Source organism: Bordetella sp. (genome assembly GCF_051960075.1).
Lineage (GTDB): Bacteria > Pseudomonadota > Gammaproteobacteria > Burkholderiales > Burkholderiaceae_B > Bordetella.
Genome location: NZ_JBQCER010000076.1, coordinates 1 through 19872 on the forward strand (window position 1 = coordinate 1; position 19872 = coordinate 19872).

The following is a 19872-nucleotide window of genomic DNA, read 5'->3' on the forward strand; positions in this document are numbered from 1 at the left end:
TTCTCGCCGAGGTCTACCGCGCCGGCGGTCATGCCGCGCACGGCGTCCACCGCATAGGTATGGCCGCCGATGCGGGCCAGCGCCTCTTCCCCGCCCTCGAATTTGCCGACGGCCATCTTGAACTGGCTGCGCACGCGGGCATAGGCGCCTACGGTGCGTGCCGTCAGCTTGGCCATGCCGGTATTGGACGAGGGCAGCGAAATCGAACGGCCGGCGGCCAGGCATTCCATCAGCATGCGCCATCCCTGGCCGGCCATGGCAGGGCCGCCGATGATGAAATCCAGCGGCATGAATACGTCCTTGCCGCGCGTGGGACCGTTCATGAAGACGGCGTTGAGCGGGAAGTGGCGCCGGCCCAGATCCACGCCGGGATGGTTGTGCGGCACCAGCGCGCAGGTGATGCCGATGTCTTTCTGGCTGCCGAGCAGGCCGTCCGGGTCGTACAGACGGAAAGCCAGCCCCAGCAGCGTGCAGACCGGCGCCAGCGTGATGTAGCGCTTGTCCCAGGTGACGCGCATGCCCAGCACTTCCTTGCCCTGCCACTGGCCTTTGCAGACGATGCCGAAGTCGGGAATGGCCGCGGCGTCCGAACCGGCCCAGGGGCTGGTCAGCGCAAAGGCCGGCACTTCCTCGCCGCTGGCCAGGCGGGGCAGGTAATGGTTCTTCTGCGCCTCTGTGCCGTAGTGCAGCAGCAGCTCGGCCGGTCCCAGCGAATTGGGCACCATCACCGATACGGCCAGCGCCGAGTTGCGCGTAGACAGCTTGGTGACGATCTGCGAGTGCGCATAGGCCGAGAATTCCAGGCCGCCGTAGCGCTTGGGAATGATCATTCCCAGAAAGCCCTGCTGCTTGATGTAGCGCCAGGTCGCGGCGGGCAGGTCGTAAAGTTCGTGCGAGATTTCCCAGTCGTTGACTTGGCGGCAGGCTTCTTCAACCGGACCGTCCATGAAGGCTTGTTCTTCCTGAGTCAGCCGCGGCTGGGGATAGGCGTGCAGCGTGTTCCAGTCCGGCCTGCCGCGAAAGAGATCGCCGTCCCACCATACCGTGCCGGCCTGCAGCGCGTCGCGCTCGGTATCGGACATTGGCGGCAGGATGCGTTTGTAGGCGCCCAGGAGCGGACGGCTGATTGCTGCGCGGCGCAGCGGCCGGATGGTCAACAGCGCTGCCAGGGCGATCAGCAGCGTCAGGATGATGTCGAGAGTGGCGACGTGGTTCATGATGTTTTCTAGTGAAGGAATCGGCGGCGAAAAGTCCGCCGTTCGACGTATCAGGTGGCGACGGGCAGCGGCGCGCGCAGTCCGCCCAGCAGGAAGGACATCAGGCGGTCCAGCAGCTTTTCCGCCTGGATCTCCGGGGCTTCGTTGGAATGCAGATCCGCGACGAGTTCCAGCGCGTCCGTGCCGGCGATGGCGTAGGACGTGGCCCCCAGCATGAAGTGAAAGCGCCAGACGATCTCGGCTTCAGGCACGTTGGGCAGCGCCCGGAACAGGGCGACCTTGTAGCGCTCCATCACATCGGCATATTCCGAGGCCAGCAGGGTGCGGATGAACGAAGCCGGTTCGGACATGGAGCGGCCGATCAGACGCAGGAATGTGCGCCCGCCGGCGTTTTCGTCCTGCGCCATGCGCAGCAGGGTGCCGAAAAAGCCGTCCACGATTTGCGAGGGCTTGAGCGGCTGGCCCGCCGCCTTGGCCTCGGCCTCGTCCAGCACGCGCAGGCGCTCTTCGTTCAGGTATTGCAGGCGACGGCGCAGCACCGCCTGCATCAGCCCTTCTTTGGACCCGAAGTGGTAGTTCACCGCGGCCAGGTTGACCTTGGCCGCCGTCGTGACCATGCGGGTCGACGTCGCCTCGTAGCCCTGCTCCATGAACAGCCGCTCGGCCGCGTCCAGGATGAGTTTGCGGGTGTCGCTCTCTATTTCCATGCTTTGAAACTCTCATTTCAAACGAACGTTTGAATGAATGATAAGGCGATGGAAAAAAAACTCAATCGATTTCGAGGCGAAAAGGCAATAACCGAGGGTTTCCGAGCAAACCAGGCGGCAGGGTGAGCCCCTGCGCGGTGTCCGTCAGGCGATGAATTGAAAAACGTTCAGTTTTTAGTTGCAAAATAGAAACAAATCTTAAAAATCAATGAATGAATGTTGACTAAAAGCTGTATGAATCATCGAATCCTGACGTAGGCTAGATCCTGGCGAGGCGTATTTGTCGCGTTGGCTCGCAAGGGTTTGCGGGTTGCCCGCTCTGCGGCTTTTCAATCGATACAAGGAGATCAAGATGGGTTTCTCCAGCTTGAAAATAGGTGCCCGGATGGGCGGCGGTATTGCGGTGATATTGATCCTCATGGCTGCCATGGCCGGGATCGGCATCTGGAGCCTCGGCAAAAGCAATGAGGCGGCAAACGAACTGCAAAGCCGCCTGAATCGCGCAGCGCTCATCCAGGCGTGGGCCGCATCCATCGAAGACAACACGGAAATCTCTTCCGCCTACATGGTGACCAACGACCAGGAAGAGCAAAAACGCATCCAGGCCAAATCGGATGAACAGCGCAGGCTGCACAAAACCCTGTCCGACACGCTCGGCGCAACGGCTTCCGAAGAGGGCAAGCGCATGCTGGCCGACGTCGACTCGGCTGCCAGGCCCTACCGCGAAGCCCGGGCCGAAGCGATGCAGATCAAGTCGCTAAACAATCCCGAAGACGGCGCGAGACTGCACGAGCTCGTCCGCAACAAGCTCATTCCGGGGGGCAGGGACTATGTGTCTGCCCTGCAGAAATATCGCGGCCTGATCGAAAGCCAGGCGCAGCAAGCCAAGGACCAGGCATACCGCACCTTCGTCACGGGTCGCCGGATATTGATCGCCGGCGCGGCCGCCGCGCTGATTCTGGGCGTCCTTATCGGATGGGCCATCACGCGCAGCATCGTGGTCCCGGTCAAGGACATGGTGTCGGTCGCGAAAAAATTGGCCGCGGGCGATCTCAACGCGAAAGCGACGGCCAAGATCGGCGGGGACGAGCTGGGCGAACTGGTCAGCGAGTTCCAGGCCATGAAAGAAAACTGGGCCAGGATCGTGCTCACGATCCGGTCCGGCGCGGACACGATCTCGACCGCCTCCGGGCAGATCGCCGCAGGCAATACCGATCTGTCGTCCCGCACCGAAGAGCAGGCCGCCTCGCTCGAAGAGACGGCGGCCTCGACCGAACAGCTCGCATCCACCGTGAAGCAGAACGCCGACAATGCCCGGCAGGCCAGTCAGCTCGCCGTTAGTGCTTCGGAGGTCGCGACCCAGGGCGGCCAGGCCGTCGCCGACGTCGTCGGCACCATGAACGGAATCTCGGCCAGCTCCAGCAAAATATCCGAAATCGTGTCGGTGATCGACGGCATCGCCTTTCAGACCAATATTCTGGCGCTGAACGCTGCCGTGGAAGCGGCTCGCGCCGGCGAGCAGGGCAAGGGCTTCGCCGTGGTGGCCAGCGAGGTGCGCGCGCTGGCCCAACGCAGCGCCGGCGCCGCAAAGGAGATCAAGGCGCTGATCGAGGAATCCGTCGACAAGATCGGCGTAGGCGCCGAGCAGGTCGAGCATGCCGGCGTCACCATGAAAGAGATCGTCGGCTCGGTCAAACGGGTTTCCGACATCATCGGAGAAATCAGCGCCGCGTCGACGGAGCAATCCAACGGCATCGATCAGATCAGTCGCGCGGTGTCACAGATGGACGAGGTGACGCAGCAAAACGCCGCCCTGGTCGAAGAGTCGGCGGCGGCGGCCAATTCTTTGCAGGATCAGGCCCTTGCGCTGGTGCGCGCGGTGAGCGTGTTCAAGGTCAATGCCGTGCAAACCATCGACGTGGACGCCACGGTCAGGGCCGATGCCCCGCACGCCAGGCTGGGCCGCCGGAAAAGCGCGACCGGGCGTCAAGCCGCAGACAGGATGGAATGGGCGTAGACCGTATCGCGGCCCATGGCCTTGGCGTGGTAGAGCGCTTCGTCCGCCCGCGCCAGCAGCGAGGAAAAATCCGAGGCGTGGGGAGGAAAGCTCGCCACGCCGATGCTGATCGTCACGGGCCGGGTCAAACCGGAATGCGACGCGCCGGCAACCGCAATGCGAATGTGCTCGGCCATCTCGGTCACTTCGTCGTGCGGCAGGCCCAGGCAGAGCAGCGCGAACTCTTCGCCGCCGTAGCGGTACAAGATGTCCTGTTTGCGCGAGACCTGCAGAATCGTCGCGACGACGCTGCGGATGACGCGGTCACCGACCGGATGGCCATGCTGATCGTTGATGCTCTTGAAGTCGTCGATGTCGATCATCAACAGGCTCAGCGGCAGCTTGTTGTCTGCGGAGTTTTTCAGCGTGGCCGGGCCTTTGGTATCGAACTGGCCGCGGTCCTGCAGACCGGTCAGCGCGTCGCGGCCCACCTGTTCGATCAGCTTCTCGTAGCGGTGGCGATAAGTCAGGCGATCGAACACGTCGCGAGGCGCTGTCGCGGGCGTGCCTGGCGTGTCCGTCTCGACGCGGCGCAGATAGATCGTCACCATGGCGCTGTAGAAGGCCGCTGCGATCATCTTGGCGATCCAGCCGCCGTACAGGGCCGATAGCGGCACGTGGACAAGGTAGCGCAGGCCGCCGAAGAAGCAGAGCTGGTCGACGCTGAGCACGATGGCCAGGCAGACGAAGATGCGGCCGAACAGGCGCCGCGTCAACAGCGTTGCGCGCAGCTTTTCATACAGGATCACCAGCGCGATGAGATCGACGAACAGCAGCCCTGTGCCCAGGATCATGAGCAGGCCCATCTGGTCGAGAAAATGCAGGTCGGGCTCGTAGCCGGGCAGGCTCGCCGGCGCCTGGCCCAGCCGCAGCAACAAGCCCAGCAGCAGCATGAGCGCATTGCCGGCCAGCAGCCCATAAATGGGCTGGCGCATGTTTTCGGCGTCTTCCTTGATGTAGAGCAGCAGGAAGATGGCCAGCTTGCCCGAGAAGAGGATGGTCGAGCCCGGCGAGATCAGGCCGAACGGCGACTGGATGAAGTAGACCGCGGCGAGGTAGGTCTCGAGGAAATGCATCGCCCCGAGCACGCAGAAGAAGACCCCAAGCCCCAATGCCCTGCGGTAGTAAAAGGTCGTCGCCAGGACACTGAAGTAGACGAGGGCCTGCAAGAGAAGGATGCCGGACATATCGCGAGGAGCTTCCCTCGGAAGTAAAGGAATGAGCGGCGTTCTTCGGGTTCGCCAAGCTTGCTAACAAAAATTAACATGTTTCGCAAAAGCCGGCCATTTGGGTTACTCCCAGGCATGGGGCGAACGTCGGCTGGCAGGCGGTGCTAGGTTGTCGGCATGGCGATGCCGAAAAGCGCGAACAGTGCGCCGCAGGTCTTGTTGAAGCGGCGGCCATGGCGTGCCAGCCAGGGTTGTACACGGTAGGCCAGGCGGGCCAGCAGATACTCGTACATGAACTCGATGGCGACGAACGTGGCGGCCATGATGGCGAATTGCGTCAGAAGGTCGCGCTCGGGATCCAGGAACTGAGGCAGAAAGGCGCCGTAGAACAGCAGCGCCTTGGGATTGGACACAGCCGAGAGGCAGCCTTGGCGAAAAAGCCGCACGCCCGATACGGCGGGAGCGGCCGCATCGGATTCGGCCTGGACCTGCACGCCGGGCGAGCGCCACAAGTGCACGCCCAGCCACACCAGGTAGGCGCCGCCCACCCACTTCAGCACGATAAGAGCCGGCGCCCATGCCTGGATCAGCGCGCCGATGCCCAGCATGGACAATGCGATCAACCCCGTGAAACCCAGTGCGCCGCCGCTGATCGTGCACAGCGTCTTGCGGTGGCCGTGCAGGGCGCCGTGCGTGAGCGCGAGCAGCGTGTTGGGGCCGGGCGTGATGGACAGCCCGCCCGACGCGAGCAGATACAAAAGCCAGGTATGCAATGCCATGGGATGCCTCGGGGTCGCGAAAACGAAAACAGGGCAACAAGCTTAGCTTATTGCCCTGCGTGACGGCCGGTACACCCGGCCGGATTCGTGTCGGTGCGGTTTCTGCCGCCGGGCCGTCCTACGGTGACACCGCCTTTTTGGGGGCGGCAGCAGGCCGAAGGCGCGACGCGGGGGCTTTTTTATTCGCCGAGGTAGGCGGCACGCACACGCGGGTCGTGCAGCATTTCGTGCGCGTCGCCGGCCATGGTGATGGTGCCCGAGTCCATGACGTAGCCGCGGTTGGCGGCCTGCAGGGCCAGACGGGCGTTCTGCTCGACCAGCAGCACGGTGATGCCTTCCTGCGAGATCTCGCGCACGACTTCGAAGATCTTGTCGACCATGATGGGCGACAGGCCCATAGAGGGTTCGTCCAGCAGCAGCAGCTTGGGCTGGCTGAGCACGGCGCGCGACATGGCCAGCATCTGCTGTTCGCCGCCCGAGAGCGTGCCGGCCAATTGGGAGGCGCGTTCTTTCAGGCGCGGGAAGAAGGTGAACATGCGCTCGATGTCGGCCTCGATGCCGGCCGTATCGTTGCGCTTGTAGGCGCCCATCAGCATGTTTTCGTATATGGACATGCGCGCGAAGATGCCGCGGCCTTCGGGCACCATGACCAGCCCGCGGGACAGCAGTTCGTGCGTGGGCACGCCCTTGATGGACTTGCCCATGTACTCGATGTCGCCCTTGGAATAGGGCTTCAGGCCGGTGATGGCGCGCATGGTGGTGCTCTTGCCGGCACCGTTGGCGCCGATCAGCGTGACCAGTTCGCCCTTGCGCACTTCGAGGTCGACGCCCTTGACGGCCTGGATGCCGCCGTAGTTGACCTGCAGGCCCGAGATTTTCAGTAGAGTTTCGGACATGGTTCAGTGACCTCCCGCGCCCAGATAGGCTTCGATGACCTTGGGATCCTTCCGGACATCTTCGGGCAGTCCTTCAGCGATGATTTTTCCGTAATCGAGCACGGTCATGTGGTTGCATAGACCCATGACCAGCTTGACGTCGTGCTCGATCAGCAGAATGGTGCGGCCGTCGGTGCGGATCTTGTCGAGCAGGGTGGTGAGCTCCACTTTTTCGGTGGCGTTCATGCCGGCGGCCGGTTCGTCCAGCGCCAGCAGCTTGGGCTCGGTCGCCAGCGCGCGGGCGATTTCCAGGCGGCGCTGATGGCCGTAGGAGAGGTTGCGCGAGGTGTAGTGGGCGTATTGCGAAATGCCCACGTACTCGAGCAGTTCCATGGCGCGCTCGCGGATCTGTTTTTCCTCTTTGCGTTCGCCCGGCGTGCGAAAGACCGCGCCGATGATGGTCTGGTGCGTACGCACGTGGCGCCCCACCATGACGTTTTCCAGCGCGGTCATGCCGCCGAAGAGGCGGATGTTCTGGAAGGTTCGGGCGATGCCGGCCTGGGTGACCTGATGCACGGCCGTCGGCGTGTAGGGCTTGCCCTCGAGGATGAACTCGCCCGAATCGGGCGTGTATAGGCCGGTGATGACGTTGAAGAACGTGGTCTTGCCGGCGCCGTTGGGGCCGATCAGGCCGTAGATTTCGCCGGCCTGGATTTGCAGGCCCACGTCGGAGAGCGCCTGCAGGCCGCCGAAGCGCTTGTTCACGCCCGTGACGGAAAGTCGGATGTCTTGGCTCATATTACTTTGCGTAATTCTCGTGGATCTGGGCTTTATGCAGCCGCCTGTTTGCCGTTTTGCTTGTTCAGCTTGGCGATGCGGTCTTCATGCTTGGGCGCCGGCCACAAGCCTGCCGGGCGGTAGAGCATGATGACGACCATGGCGATGCCGTAGACGCCCTGGCGGATGATGGAAGGGCTGATGAGCTCGTGGCCGAAGAGGCTCTGCTGCAGCGGCCCCACGGTGACCCGCAGGACTTCGGGCAGGACCGACATCAGGATGGCGCCCAAAATTACGCCCGGGATGTGGCCCATGCCGCCCAGCACCACGCAGGCCAGCACCACCGTCGATTCCCAGAAGGTGAACGACTCGGGCGACACAAAGCCCTGGAAGGCGCCGAACATGGAGCCGGCCAGGCCGCCGAACGACGCTCCCATGGCGAACGCCAGCAGCTTCATGTTGCGGGTGTTGATGCCCATGGCTTTGGCGGCCAGTTCGTCTTCGCGGATGGCGGCCCAGGCGCGGCCGATGCGCGAGCTTTGCAGGCGGGTACACACCGCGATCACGATCAGCGAGCCGACCAGGAACAGGTAGTAGTACTGCATGGACCCCGTGATCGTGAAGCCGAACAGCGAATGGTCCTTGTCCAGCCTGAACAGCCCGAAGTGGACCGGGTCGATGTTGTTGATGCCCTGCGGACCATTGGTGAAGTTGATCGGGCTGTACAGGTTGTTCATGAAGATGCGCACGATCTCCCCGAAGCCCAGCGTCACGATGGCCAGATAGTCGCCGCGCAGGCGCAGCGTGGGGGCGCCCAGCAGAATGCCGAAGAAGGCCGCCAGCGCCATGCCGACCACCGCGATGATGACGTAGGGCGTATGCATGCCGGCCGGCAGCGCGTGAGCGATCCACTCGAAGTGGGTGGGCAGGTGCGGCGAGGACAGCAGCCCCGCCGTGTACGCGCCCACGGCATAGAACGCGATATAGCCCAGGTCGAGCAGGCCCGTGAAGCCCACCACCACGTTCAGGCCCAGCGCCAGCATCACGTAGAGCATGGCGAAGTCGAGTACGCGTACCCAGTAGTTGCCGCCGAGAGTGCCGACGACTTCGGGCACGAGCAGGATCAGGACTGCGTAAACGACGTACAGGAGGATTTTTTTATTGGAGTTCATATTCTGGCCTCCTTTTTTAAGCGCGATCTGCCACGCGTTCGCCCAGCAGGCCGGAGGGCCTGAAGACCAGCACGATGATCAGCACGATGAATGCGAAGACGTCCTGGTAGTTGCTGCCGAAGACGCCGTGGGTGAGACCGCCGATATAGCCGGCGCCCAACTGTTCGATCAGGCCCAGCACAATGCCGCCCACCATGGCGCCGCCCAGGTTGCCGATGCCGCCGAGCACTGCCGCGGTAAAGGCCTTCAAGCCGGGGATGAAGCCCATGTAGAAGTGCACGTGGCCGTATTCCAGGGCCATCATCAGGCCGGCCAGCGCGGCCAGCGCAGAACCGATCATGAACGTGGCCGAGATCACGAAGTTCGGGCTCACGCCCATCAGGCTGGCGTTGTTGGGGTTCTCGGCGATAGCGCGCATGGCGCGGCCCAGCTTGGTCTTGTGCACCAGCAGCAGCAGTCCGCCCATGACCAGGAACGCCGTCACGATGATGGTGATCTCGGTGCCCGAGATGACCGCGCCGATGCTGGTGTCGGTTTGCGCGATGACGTTGAGCGGATCGGTGGGCAGCAGCTGCGGGAAGGGCAGCGGATCGGGCGACCACACGACCATGGCGATGGTCTCGAGCGTGATCGACATGCCGATCGCCGTGAGCAGCGGGGCCAGTCTGGGCGCGCCGCGCAGCGGCCGGTAGGCCACCTTTTCGATCGTGAAGCCCACCATGGCGCAGACCGTGGCCGATATCACCAGCGAGATCAGAACGATGGGCACATTGCCCAGATGGGGAAAGTGATGCTGCAGGAGATTGACCGTCGTGTAGGCGACCATGGCGCCAATCATGAGGATGTCGCCGTGCGCGAAGTTGATGATGCCGAGAATGCCGTACACCATCGTGTAGCCCAGGGCAATGATGGCATACATGCTGCCCAGTACCAGGCCATTGATAACTTGTTGAACGAATATGTCCATGACGATTCAGATATGTCTGTCGCGCCCGCCAACGGGCACCTTGCGGCGCGCGGGTAGGCTGGAGTGTCGGGGGGCGAGAGGAGAAACGCCGTCCTAGTATGAGGGCGAGTCTGGAGAAAGCGCTACTAAGAAAAACCAGTAGGCAGATCGTGTGCGGGAGCCCGCAGGCTCCCGCAAAGACCGAACTGGCTTACATCTTCACGACGTCGAGCAGCGTCATCTTGCCGCCGACGTACTTGTACAGCGAGATCGACGCGCCCTTCAGGTCGCCGTGCTCGTCGAACTGGATGTTGCCGGTCAGACCGTTGTAGTTGGTCTTGGGCATGGCGGCCAGGATGCCGGCGCGCGTGATCGAGTTCGAACGCTTCATGGCGTCGACGATCACGTGGACAGCATCATACGAGGAGGGCGAATAGACCACCGGATCGTGACCGAATGCGGCCTTCAGGTCCTTGGAGAACTGGGCGCCGCCAGCCATCTTGGACAGGTCGCCGCCGGCGATCGAGCAGATGATGCCGTCGGTGGCGCTACCAGCCAGCTTGCTCAGGTCGGGCGTGCAGACGCCGTCGCCGGACATGATGCGGGCCTTGATGGCCAGCTGCTGGGCTTGCTTGGCGAACGGGCCGCCGGTGGCGTCCATGCCGCCGTAGAAGATGGCGTCGGGGCGCTCGGCCTTGATCTTGGTCAGAATGGCCTTGAAGTCGGTGGCCTTGTCGTTGGTGGCGTCGCGCGACACGACCTTGATGCCTTCGGCCTTGACGGTCTTGGCGTACTCGTCGGCCAGACCTTGACCGTAAGCCGTGGCGTCATCGACGATGGCCACGGACTTGATGCCCAGCTTCTGGGCGTACTTGGCCAGGGCGGGACCTTGCTGGGCGTCGGTGCCGATCACGCGGAACGTGGTCTTGTAGCCTTGCAGGGTGTATTGCGGGTTGGTCGAGGCCGGGGTGATCTGGGTCACGCCGTTGTCGCTGTAAATCTTGGAGGCGGGGATGGACACGCCCGAGTTCAGGTGGCCCACCACGGCGACGACGCCGTCATCGACCAGCTTCTGGGCAACTTGCGTGCCGGTCTTGGGGTCGGCCGCGTCGTCTTGCGAATCCAGGACGAGCTTGACCTTCTGGCCGCCGATGACCAGATTGCCGGCCTTGTTGATTTCGTTGACGGCGAGCTGGGCGCCGTCGGCCTGGTCCTGGCCGATGTGGGCGATGGCGCCGGTCAGGGGGGCGGCGCTGCCGATTTTGACGGTGACATCGGCAGAGGCGGTCTGACCGAATGCCAGGGCAACGCCGGCGAGGATCAGAGCGGCGCTGGTGGGTTTGAGTTGAAACTTCATATGCTGAGGCCCCTTTTGGGTTGCTGTTGATACATGCCTACGGAGGTATCCGAAGTCTTCCACCGAGATAATCGGCAGTGCGAGATTTTTGCATGTATTCCCAATTGCAATTAATAATTTTTGATTGGATAACAAATTGAATTTATTGAATTTTCCCCATTCCGAGGGAAAATCCCTATGAGATTGGCGGTCGTATTTTCAACGATTGGTCAGCGTTCGGGCGAGGATCGGGATCCCTTTTATTGATACTTTGGTTATATAGGGACGCACCGATCCCGGGGCCAGGTTTTATTTTATTTACTGCGTCACGTCGTCGAGCAGCGTCTGTTTGCCGTCGACGTACTTGTAGATCGAGACCACGCCATGCCTCAGGTCGCCTTTGGCGTCGAACTGAATGCGGCCCAGTACGCCTTCATAGTCGGTCGCCGGCATCGCGGCGAGAATCTTGGCCGGCTCGATCGACTGCGCGCGCTTCATGGCATCGACGATGACATAGACCGCATCGTAGGCGAATGGCGAATTGAGCACGGGATGCGTGCCGAAGCGCTTGATATAGCGGGCCGTGTAGCCCGCGCCCTTGGGCATTTTTTCCAGCGGCGCGCCGGCGATCGAGCAGATCACGTTGTCGGCGGCGTCGCCGGCGAGTTTGGCCAGATCGTCCGCGCACAGGCCGTCCCCGGCGATGATTCTGGCGCGGATGCCCAGCTGCTTGGCTTGTTTGGCGAAGGGGCCGCCCGTGGCGTCCAGGCCGCCATACATGATGGCGTCGGGCTTCTCGCCCTTGATTCGCGTGAGGATGGCGCGAAAGTCGGTCGCCTGGTCGTTGGTGTGATCGTGCGAAAGCACCTGCATGCCGTCGGCCTTGGCGCGCTGTTCGAATTGATCGGCCAGCCCCTGGCCGTAGGCCGTGGCGTCGTCGACGATGGCGACGGTTTTGACTTTGAGCGTCTTGTCGGCGTAGTCGGCCAGCGAAGGGCCTTGTTGTGCGTCCGTTGCCACGACGCGGTAAGTCGTCTTGAAGCCCTGCAAGGTATAGGCCGGATTGGTGGCCGAGGGCGACACCTGCACGATGCCGGCGTCGCTGTATATCTTCGAGGCCGGAATCGTGGTGCCCGACTGCATGTGGCCGACCATCGCGGCGACCTTGTCGTCCACCAGCTTTTGCGCGACCTGAGTGGCCTGGCGCGGATCGCCGGCGTCGTCCTGCGCGTCGAGCACCAGCGTGGTCTTCTGGCCGCCGATGACCAGGCCTTCGTGATTGATCTCCTCGACGGCCAGGCGAGCGCCGTTTTCGGTGTCTTTGCCCAGGTACGAGGCCGGACCGGTGATCGGCGCGGCCTCTCCGATTCTGACGATCTGGTCGGCGTGCGCGGCGCCGAATACCGCCGCGCCTGCGAGACCGCAAATCGCCGCCCGAAGGCTGAAGGTCAAATTCTTGTTCATGATTTTTCCCTTGTGTAATGGGGGTGGCCGGATCAGGGCCGAAGCCGTTGTTGTCGTCGCCATGCCTGTGCAATGGCGATGCGAGTATGGCGGGCGGGAACAGTCGGGTATTGCATCGGGCTGCCAGAAAATAGAAGAAATGCGGCATGCGGATTTTGGAGCGCCGCTACCTATAATGGGCGGCACCCGAACCGACCTGACTATCCATGCGCGCTCCCAAAAATGCCGTATCCGAGGCCGTCCAGGCACACGCGCTGGTCGGCCGGCTCGACGATCTGTCGCAGACGCGCGGCGTCGGCGTCGATCTGAATGTCGGAATCCTGCTATGGCCGCGCTTTCCGCTGCTTTCCCTGGGCGGCTTGTGCGATGCTCTGCGCCACGCGGCCGATCGCGGCGACCAGAGCCGGCAGTTGCGCTGTGTCTGGACCACGATAGGAGCGCAGAACGGCGCCGTCGAATCGAGCTGCGGCGTGGCCGTCCCGGTGCAGTCGGCGTTCCCGCCCGCAGGTCAATTCGACTACATCGTCGTCATCGGCGGCCTGCTGCCCCATCTGGACCAGGTCGACCCGCGGTATTGGACCTATCTGCGCGAGGCGGCCGATGCAAAGGTGCCGTTGATCGGCATATGCACGGGAAGTTTCGTTCTGGCTCGCGCCGGACTGATGCAGGATCGGGTGGCGTGTGTGCACAGCTTCCATTACGAAGACTACCGGCGCATGTTTGCGCATCTGAGGGTCGTGACGCACGCCGATTATCTGATCGACGGCGATCGCATCACCTGCGCGGGCGGCATTTCGGTGATCGAACTCGCGGCGCGGCTAATCAATCTGCACTGCGGGCCGGACCGTGCGGCCAAGGTCATCCATCAAATGACGGTCAGCCGTCAGGGCGGTTCGTCGTTCGTCGAGCGGCGCCGGGCGCTCGGCTATTTCTCCGTCGAAGATGCCGCCGTGCGCCACGCGGTGCTGCTCATGGAAGAAAACATCGAAGCGCCGCTGAACATTGCCGTCATCGCGAAAATGACGGGCACCAGCGTGCGCCAGCTAGAACGCGCGTTCATGGCCGAGATGAAGGCCTCGCCCAACGAGTTCTATCGCTGGATGCGCCTGCGCTACGCGCGTTGGATGCTGCTCAATACCTCGCGCAAAATTACCGACATCGCCTATGAGTGCGGCTTCTCGGACTCCGCGCATTTCATCCGCGTTTTTCGCCAGGCATGCGGCGTGACGCCTGGCAAGCTGCGGGCCTCGCGCGGCGGCGGCGATCAGGAAGAATAGGGTCGGCGGCTTCGTGTCGTTTTTCTTCTACTTTTATGCCTGGCCGTGCAATGCCTGCGCATGAGCGGCCCTGTACATTGCCGGCATGAAGAAAAAACCCACCATAGCCGTGTTTGGCACGGGCGGCACGATAGCCGGCCAAGGCGCGAGCGCAGCGCATGTCGCCGCTTACACCTGCTCGGTGCTGTCCATCGACGAAATTATGGCGGCTTTTCCGCATGCCGCTTCGCGCGCGGATCTGCGCATGGAGCAGTTGCTGCAAATAGGTTCGGAGAACTTTCGCAATGCGCATCTGCTCATGATCGGCAAGCGCGTGTCGGCTGCGCTCGCCGACGCCGGCGTGGACGGCGCGGTTCTGGTGCAAGGCACCGACACGATCGAAGAGACGGCCTATTTTCTGCATCTGACCATCAAGAGCGAAAAGCCCGTGGTGGTGGTCGGCTCGATGCGGCCGCCCTCGGCGATGAGCTCGGACGCCGCCTTGAATCTGTATGCCGCGGTTTGCGCGGCGGCACATCCGTCGTCGCGCGGCAAGGGCGTTCTGGTCGTGGCCAACGATGAAATCCATACGGCGCGCGACGTGAGCAAGGCCAGCAGCTTCAAGCTCGAGGCATTTCACTCGCCGTACGGCCCGCTCGGCTATATCGTGGAAGGGCAGCCGCGCTACTACCGCACCGTGGCGCGCGATCACACCCTCTCGTCCGAGTGGTCGGTGGACCGGATCGAATCGCTGCCGCGGGTCGACGTCATTCACGCTTACGGCGAGTTGGACGAAACGCTGGTGCAGGCCGTCGCATCGCAGGCGCGCGGCATCGTCTATGCGGGCACAGGCAACGGCAGCATCGCCCAGCGCATCGCCGCCGTGCTGGCGCAGGCGGCGCGGCAAGGCGTGCAGGTGGCGCGCGCCTCGCGCACCGGTAGCGGCGTGGTCATCCGCAACGGCGCCCAGCCGGACGACGAATGCGGCTGGCTGGTCGTAGACGATCAGTCGCCCTACAAGGCAAGGATTCTGCTGATGCTCGCGCTGCTGGGCGGCACGGACGACAGGGCGGCGCTGCAGGCGTGCTTTTATCGCTATTGACAGGCGCTGGTTGCGCGAGACCGGCGTCGCAGTCCGATAAAGAAATCAGATACCTAAAGCGTGATTTTGCAACGCCGGACGCGGCGGCGTTCGGCATACTAAAAAAAACAATGACATCGACGCAGCGCGACGGTGCGCAAGGAGACGCGCGTGAACATTTTCAAGAAGTTGCACATACAGGTGCTCGCGGCGATCCTGCTCGCCATTGTGTTCGGCCTGCTTGCGCCCAAACAGGCTGTGCAGATGAAACCCCTGGGAGTCGGCTTCATCGCATTGCTCAAGATGATGCTCGGCCCCATCATTTTCTGTACGGTGGTGCACGGCGTCGGACATATCAAGGACTATCGCAAGCTGGGCCGGCTGGGCATCAAGACCCTGGTCTATTTCGAGGTGGTGAGCACGCTGGCCATGTTGGTGGGATGGGCCACGGTCACGCTGGCGCAGCCTGGCACCGGTTTGCATGCGCACGATCTTGCCGACGGCGGCGCGGCGGCGGCTGCCGTCATCAAGGCGGGCACGACCGGCGACTTCTCCTTCACGCACTTTCTCCTGTCGATCATTCCGCATACGCTGCTGTCGGCGTTTACCTCGGGCGACATTCTGCCGGTGCTGTTCGTTTCGCTGCTGACGGGCTTTGCGCTGTCGGCAGTGTCCAAGCCGGACTGGGTCGCCTTCCGCCTGCTGGAAGAAGCGCAGGCCATCGTGTTCAAGATCCTGGGCTTCATCATGCGCCTGTCGCCGATCGGCGCCTTCGGCGCGATGGCGGCCGCAGTGGGCGGCTATGGCGGCACCACGCTGCTGTATCTGCTGCGCTACATCCTCACCTACTACGGCGCGACGCTGATCTTCATCTTCGTGATCCTGGGCATCGTTGCCGGGATGGCCGGGTTCTCCATCCTGCGCATCCTGTCGCTGATCAAGGAAGAGATCATCCTCGCGATGGGCACGGGCGCGAGCGAGGTGGCGTTCCCGCGTCTAGTGACCAAGCTCAAGCAGGCCGGTTGCGACGAGGTCGCGGTGGGCTTCATCCTGCCGGCGGGCTATAGCTTCAATATCGACGGCGCATGCCTTTACATGGCCTGCGGCCTGGGCTTCATTTCGCAGGCGACCGACACGCCGCTGTCGTGGTCGCAGCAGCTCGCCCTGCTGGCGGTGATGTTCCTGACCTCCAAAGGCGGCGCAGGCGCCACGGGAGGCGCGCTGGTCAAGCTGACCGCCAGTCTGCAGTCGACCCACGTATTGCCGATGGGCGGCGTGGGCCTTCTGTTCGGCATCGACCGCGTGCTGGGCGTGGCCACCTCGACGACCAATGTGATCGGCAACGCGGTGGCGACCCTGGTGGTTTCGCGCTGGGAAGGGCTGTTCAACCGCGAGCAGTTCGACGCCATGCTGCACGAGCGCAAGCAGTCGGCCAGGCCTGAGCTGGCGGCATCGCCGCGCGGCTGAGAACGCCTATTTCCCTGGTATATCCGGGGCACACGAAAAGGAATCCATGCAACAAGCATCCAATCGACAGCCGCCCGTGGCGGCCGTCGCCCTCATCGGCTTCGGCGAGGTGGGGCCTATCTTTGCCGCCGCATTCGTCGCGGCGGGCGTTCGGGTGACCGCCTACGACGTGAAGCTGGCCGACGCGGCTACGCGCGGCCAGATCGAGGAACGCGCGCTGCGCAGCGGAGCCCGCATTGCTCAAAGCCTGCAAGCCGCGGTCGAGGACGCCGAGCTGGTGTTTTCCGCGGTGACTGCCGGCCAGGCCGAGCCGGTAGCGCGCGATGCCGCGCGCTTTCTGAAGTCCGGGCAGACCTTCATCGACCTGAATTCGGTTTCTCCCAAGGTCAAGCAGCGCAACAGCGAGGCCGTGCAGCGGGGCGGCGCGGCTTATGTCGAGTCGGCGGTGATGGCGCCGGTACCGCCGCAAGGCATCAAGGTGCCGATGCTGCTGGGCGGCGAGACGGCCGAAGCGGTTTGCGCGACGCTCAACGCGCTAGGCATGAAAACCCAGGCGGTGGCGCGGGACGTCGGCCTGGCCTCGGCCATCAAATTGTGCCGCAGCATCATGATCAAGGGCATGGAGGCCATGTGCGTTCAATCCATGCTGGCCGCCAGGGCGTTCGGCGTGGACGAGCGCGTGCTGGCGTCCCTGCACGCGAGCTTTCCGGGCGTGGGCTGGGACACGGGCTACGAGGCGTATCTGATCGGCCGGGTGATCGAACACGGCCAGCGCCGTTCTGAAGAAATGCGCGAGGCCGCCGCCATGCTGGGCGATCTGGGCATGTACACCGGCTTGGCCGAGGCCATTGCCGATATCCAGGCGAATCTGGCCCGCGTGGGCCGAGACGAGGCGTTGTTGGCAGACATCGATGGCAAGGGGGCATTGCCCGGCTGGCGCACCCTGCTGGGCGGCAAGTCCGCCGGATCCGAGGCTTCAGCGTCTTGACGCACGATGGCAGGCGTTCATTTCCGACCGGCGACGTCGTCGGCGGCTTCTCGTATCGCGTCGATGAGCAAGCGCGCCGCGGGCGATGGCGTACTGCCGGCGCGCAAAGTCAGGCCGATGTCGCGCCGAGTCCTGGGCATGGGCACGTCCAGGGCTGCGAGCTGGCCCGAGGCGCGCTCGTAATGCAGTTGATGCGCCGAGAGCACGGCGATCATGTCGGAGTTGAACAGCAGTCCGCGGATAACCGCGAGGTCTGCAGTCTCGACCGTGGGCATGGGGGGCTCGAGCTTCATGCGCTTGAACAGGGCTTCGACGAGGCTGCGCGCAGGAGAGTTGGCGCGCGGCAGTATCCACTGCGCATGCGTCAGATCTTCGAGGGTCAGTCTGCGCGTATCGGCCAGAGCATGGCCACGACGCGCCAGAATGGCCAGATCTTCCGAGAGCAGCTTTTCGTTCTCGAGGCCGCTGGCCGCGTCGTTGTCGCGCAGCGCGCCCAGGACGAAGTCGATGTCTCCGGCGCGCAGGCCCGCGACCAGGAGCTCGTAGGCGCTTTCGTCGGTCACGACGCGCACGCCGGGATAACGGTCGATCACTCGCGCCACGGCCTGGGGAAGGATCAGCGTGCGTCCGAGCGGCAGCGCGCCGACCGTCACGACGCCCGTGATGCTGCCGCGCAAGGCAGACACGTCGTCCGCTACGTGGCGCAATTCGTTCAGCGCCCGGCGCACATGCAACAGAAAGGTTTCCCCTTGGCCCGTCAACGTCAGGCCGCGGGGATTGCGATAGAAGAGCGACAGCCCCGCGCCGTTTTCAAGAATGCGGATCGCGCTGCTGACGGCCGGCTGCGTGATTCCGAGTGCGCGTGCCGTGCTCGGCATGTGGCGATGGCGAGCCAGCATCGAAAACACCTGGAGGCGCCGCGTATGGAGCAGATAGGCCGGCACATGACTGTCGCCGGCCGCGCGCCGGCGCGATTGCTGGGCTGCGCACCAGCGCGCCAGTTCGCCCAGTTCGTCGAAAATGCGCCCGCTGCGTTCGAGCACGGTGCGTCCGATCGGCGTGGGCAGCATGCCGGTCGGTTTGCGGTCGAACACGAGCGCGCCCAATGCGGTTTCGGTTTCCTGCACGGCGCGGGTGATGGCAGACTGCGCGCGAAACAACGTCGCGGCGGCGCGGCTGACGCTGCCTGCCTTGGCTACCTCCCACACTGCGCGCAGGCAGGCCAGGTTGAGCAGTTCGTTGTCTTCCGTCACCTAGAGCAGTTCCCGAGCCGTGGCAGCCAAGATGATCATTGATCGTCGCGGCCATGGCTTCGCCGCGCCCAAGACGCATGGATTGCGCCCGGTGTTTATAACAAACCCATCATCAAGGAGATGAAATGTCCTATTGCACGCAAGCCTTGGTCCGCATGGCGCGGATATTGACCGTGGGCGCAGGCCTGGCGCTGACGGCGCTGCCCGCCGGAGCCGCCGGCACCTATCCCGACAAGCCCATACACGTGATCGTGCCTTATGCACCGGGCGGCGCGGTCGACATCGTGACGCGGCTGGTGACGCAGAAAATGGCCCAGACGCTCGATGCCAACATCATCGTCGAGAACAAGCCAGGCGCCGCGACGAATATCGGCATGGACTATGTGGCGCGCCAGCCGGCCGACGGTTATACGCTGCTGACGGTGTCTCCCAGTCTGGCCTGCAACGGGGCGCTGTTCTCCAACCTGACCTACGATCCCGCCAAGGCGTTCGCGCCTGTCGGATCGATCGGCTACGCGCCGCTGGTGATCGTGGTGCCTGCGAGCGCGCCCTACAAGACGCTCAAGGATCTGATCGCCGATGGCCGCGCGCATCCCGAAAAACTGACCTTCGGCACGGCCGGCAACGGCAGTTCGGGCCATCTGGCGGGAGAGTTGCTCAAGACCGAGGCGCACTTTCAGGCCACGCATATTCCCTACAAGGGGGGCGCGCCCGCCATCACGGATCTGCTGGGCGAGCGTCTGTCGTTCATGCCGATCAATCCGCTGGAGGTGATCGCGCATCTGAAGACCGGCAAGCTGCGCGCGCTGGCGGTGCTCGACAACAAGCCGGCGGCCTTGCTGCCTGGCGTGCCGACGGCGGGCGAGGAGGGCGTGCCGGGCGCGCTGGCGTCGGTATGGTGGGGGTTGGTGGGGCCGGCCGGCATGCCCAAGCCCGTGGTGGACAAACTCAACTCGGCGCTGCGCAGCGCGCTGGCCGATCCGGGCGTGAAAGCCCGCATGGCGGATCTCGGTGCGACGCTGACGCCCGGCAGTCCTGCAGATTTTGGCAGCTTTATCGCGGCCGAAACCGCGAAATGGACCAAGGTCATCAAGACGGTGGGCATCAAGGCCGAGTAGTGCGCACTGCGCGGCCTTGGCCGCGCAGTCAGCTGCTTTGACCAGCACAATAAAAAAGGGGCGAATCGTTTGATTTCGCCCCTTTTTATCGCGCAGGCTGCCCTGACGGGGCAACATCGGCGATCACAAAATTCTGGAGCGGGAAACGAGTCTCGAACTCGCGACCTCAACCTTGGCAAGGTTGCGCTCTACCAACTGAGCTATTCCCGCG

Annotated in this window: 17 protein-coding genes and 1 tRNA gene; 6 read left to right on the forward strand and 12 right to left on the reverse strand. The window is 63.5% G+C overall.

Features of this window, described 5'->3' with window-relative positions:
* Both ACTHJ1_RS13170 and ACTHJ1_RS13175 read right to left on the reverse strand, forming a co-directional pair.
* On the reverse strand, window positions 1-1217 hold a 1217-nt coding region (locus tag ACTHJ1_RS13170), incomplete at its 3' end, for an acyl-CoA dehydrogenase (RefSeq protein WP_440193066.1).
* Window positions 1218-1267: 50 nt separating this feature from the next.
* A complete protein-coding gene (locus tag ACTHJ1_RS13175) occupies window positions 1268-1924 on the reverse strand; it encodes a TetR/AcrR family transcriptional regulator (protein WP_440193068.1) in 657 nt (218 codons plus the stop codon).
* A 352-nt stretch (window positions 1925-2276) separates the two neighbouring features.
* Here ACTHJ1_RS13175 and ACTHJ1_RS13180 point away from each other — a divergent pair, with 352 nt between their 5' ends.
* A complete protein-coding gene (locus ACTHJ1_RS13180; RefSeq protein ID WP_440193070.1) occupies window positions 2277-3941 on the forward strand; it encodes a methyl-accepting chemotaxis protein in 1665 nt (554 codons plus the stop codon).
* On the opposite strand, the gene ACTHJ1_RS13185 is transcribed toward ACTHJ1_RS13180, so the two are convergent.
* The 8 genes from ACTHJ1_RS13185 to ACTHJ1_RS13220 form a co-directional block, all read right to left on the reverse strand.
* Window positions 3911-5167 carry a diguanylate cyclase gene (locus ACTHJ1_RS13185; protein WP_440193072.1) on the reverse strand — a complete coding sequence of 419 codons (1257 nt, stop codon included), beginning with the start codon at window positions 5165-5167 and terminating at the stop codon, window positions 3911-3913. The genes ACTHJ1_RS13180 and ACTHJ1_RS13185 overlap by 31 nt on opposite strands.
* A 146-nt stretch (window positions 5168-5313) precedes the next feature.
* Entirely contained in the window at window positions 5314-5928 is a 615-nt protein-coding gene (locus ACTHJ1_RS13190; protein ID WP_440193074.1) for a LysE family translocator, read from the reverse strand.
* Window positions 5929-6107: 179 nt separating this feature from the next.
* The gene (locus ACTHJ1_RS13195; protein WP_440193076.1) at window positions 6108-6824 is read right to left on the reverse strand and encodes an ABC transporter ATP-binding protein; all 717 of its coding nucleotides are present in this window, start codon (window positions 6822-6824) and stop codon (window positions 6108-6110) included.
* Window positions 6825-6827: 3 nt separating this feature from the next.
* Entirely contained in the window at window positions 6828-7601 is a 774-nt protein-coding gene (locus tag ACTHJ1_RS13200) for an ABC transporter ATP-binding protein (protein ID WP_440193078.1), read from the reverse strand.
* Window positions 7602-7633: 32 nt separating this feature from the next.
* The gene (locus ACTHJ1_RS13205) at window positions 7634-8752 is read right to left on the reverse strand and encodes an ABC transporter permease subunit (protein WP_440193080.1); all 1119 of its coding nucleotides are present in this window, start codon (window positions 8750-8752) and stop codon (window positions 7634-7636) included.
* Between the two features lie 16 nt (window positions 8753-8768).
* Window positions 8769-9719 carry a branched-chain amino acid ABC transporter permease gene (locus ACTHJ1_RS13210; RefSeq protein ID WP_440193082.1) on the reverse strand — a complete coding sequence of 317 codons (951 nt, stop codon included), beginning with the start codon at window positions 9717-9719 and terminating at the stop codon, window positions 8769-8771.
* A 190-nt stretch (window positions 9720-9909) separates the two neighbouring features.
* Entirely contained in the window at window positions 9910-11055 is a 1146-nt protein-coding gene (locus ACTHJ1_RS13215; protein WP_440193084.1) for a branched-chain amino acid ABC transporter substrate-binding protein, read from the reverse strand.
* A gap of 297 nt (window positions 11056-11352) precedes the next feature.
* Window positions 11353-12498: a branched-chain amino acid ABC transporter substrate-binding protein gene (locus tag ACTHJ1_RS13220; RefSeq protein ID WP_440193085.1), complete on the reverse strand. Its 1146-nt coding sequence runs from the start codon at window positions 12496-12498 to the stop codon at window positions 11353-11355.
* A 206-nt stretch (window positions 12499-12704) separates the two neighbouring features.
* Here ACTHJ1_RS13220 and ACTHJ1_RS13225 point away from each other — a divergent pair, with 206 nt between their 5' ends.
* The 4 genes from ACTHJ1_RS13225 (at window position 12705) to ACTHJ1_RS13240 (ending at window position 17290) form a co-directional block, all read left to right on the forward strand.
* Complete coding sequence (locus ACTHJ1_RS13225) at window positions 12705-13775, forward strand: GlxA family transcriptional regulator (protein ID WP_440193087.1); 1071 nt, start codon at window positions 12705-12707, stop codon at window positions 13773-13775.
* 85 nt (window positions 13776-13860) lie between these two features.
* On the forward strand, window positions 13861-14856 hold the full coding sequence (locus ACTHJ1_RS13230) for an asparaginase (RefSeq protein WP_440193089.1): 996 nt from the start codon (window positions 13861-13863) through the stop codon (window positions 14854-14856).
* Window positions 14857-15006: 150 nt separating this feature from the next.
* On the forward strand, window positions 15007-16302 hold the full coding sequence (locus ACTHJ1_RS13235) for a cation:dicarboxylate symporter family transporter (protein ID WP_440193091.1): 1296 nt from the start codon (window positions 15007-15009) through the stop codon (window positions 16300-16302).
* A 46-nt stretch (window positions 16303-16348) separates the two neighbouring features.
* On the forward strand, window positions 16349-17290 hold the full coding sequence (locus tag ACTHJ1_RS13240) for a DUF1932 domain-containing protein (RefSeq protein WP_440193093.1): 942 nt from the start codon (window positions 16349-16351) through the stop codon (window positions 17288-17290).
* 17 nt (window positions 17291-17307) lie between these two features.
* On the opposite strand, the gene ACTHJ1_RS13245 is transcribed toward ACTHJ1_RS13240, so the two are convergent.
* Window positions 17308-18543: a LysR family transcriptional regulator gene (locus tag ACTHJ1_RS13245; RefSeq protein WP_440193094.1), complete on the reverse strand. Its 1236-nt coding sequence runs from the start codon at window positions 18541-18543 to the stop codon at window positions 17308-17310.
* A gap of 125 nt (window positions 18544-18668) precedes the next feature.
* Between ACTHJ1_RS13245 and ACTHJ1_RS13250 the strand changes: the two genes are divergently transcribed.
* Window positions 18669-19661: a Bug family tripartite tricarboxylate transporter substrate binding protein gene (locus tag ACTHJ1_RS13250; protein ID WP_440193096.1), complete on the forward strand. Its 993-nt coding sequence runs from the start codon at window positions 18669-18671 to the stop codon at window positions 19659-19661.
* A gap of 134 nt (window positions 19662-19795) precedes the next feature.
* On the opposite strand, the gene ACTHJ1_RS13255 is transcribed toward ACTHJ1_RS13250, so the two are convergent.
* A tRNA-Gly gene (locus tag ACTHJ1_RS13255) sits at window positions 19796-19871 on the reverse strand.
* Window position 19872: the final 1 nt, after the last annotated feature.

Coding starts and splice junctions, on each gene's coding strand:
- ACTHJ1_RS13175 (WP_440193068.1), bottom strand. CDS start 1,924: ATGGAAATAGAGAGCGACACCCGCAAACTCATCCTGGACGCGGCCGAG.
- ACTHJ1_RS13180 (WP_440193070.1), top strand. CDS start 2,277: ATGGGTTTCTCCAGCTTGAAAATAGGTGCCCGGATGGGCGGCGGTATT.
- ACTHJ1_RS13185 (WP_440193072.1), bottom strand. CDS start 5,167: ATGTCCGGCATCCTTCTCTTGCAGGCCCTCGTCTACTTCAGTGTCCTG.
- ACTHJ1_RS13190 (WP_440193074.1), bottom strand. CDS start 5,928: ATGGCATTGCATACCTGGCTTTTGTATCTGCTCGCGTCGGGCGGGCTG.
- ACTHJ1_RS13195 (WP_440193076.1), bottom strand. CDS start 6,824: ATGTCCGAAACTCTACTGAAAATCTCGGGCCTGCAGGTCAACTACGGC.
- ACTHJ1_RS13200 (WP_440193078.1), bottom strand. CDS start 7,601: ATGAGCCAAGACATCCGACTTTCCGTCACGGGCGTGAACAAGCGCTTC.
- ACTHJ1_RS13205 (WP_440193080.1), bottom strand. CDS start 8,752: ATGAACTCCAATAAAAAAATCCTCCTGTACGTCGTTTACGCAGTCCTG.
- ACTHJ1_RS13210 (WP_440193082.1), bottom strand. CDS start 9,719: ATGGACATATTCGTTCAACAAGTTATCAATGGCCTGGTACTGGGCAGC.
- ACTHJ1_RS13215 (WP_440193084.1), bottom strand. CDS start 11,055: ATGAAGTTTCAACTCAAACCCACCAGCGCCGCTCTGATCCTCGCCGGC.
- ACTHJ1_RS13220 (WP_440193085.1), bottom strand. CDS start 12,498: ATGAACAAGAATTTGACCTTCAGCCTTCGGGCGGCGATTTGCGGTCTC.
- ACTHJ1_RS13225 (WP_440193087.1), top strand. CDS start 12,705: ATGCGCGCTCCCAAAAATGCCGTATCCGAGGCCGTCCAGGCACACGCG.
- ACTHJ1_RS13230 (WP_440193089.1), top strand. CDS start 13,861: ATGAAGAAAAAACCCACCATAGCCGTGTTTGGCACGGGCGGCACGATA.
- ACTHJ1_RS13240 (WP_440193093.1), top strand. CDS start 16,349: ATGCAACAAGCATCCAATCGACAGCCGCCCGTGGCGGCCGTCGCCCTC.
- ACTHJ1_RS13250 (WP_440193096.1), top strand. CDS start 18,669: ATGTCCTATTGCACGCAAGCCTTGGTCCGCATGGCGCGGATATTGACC.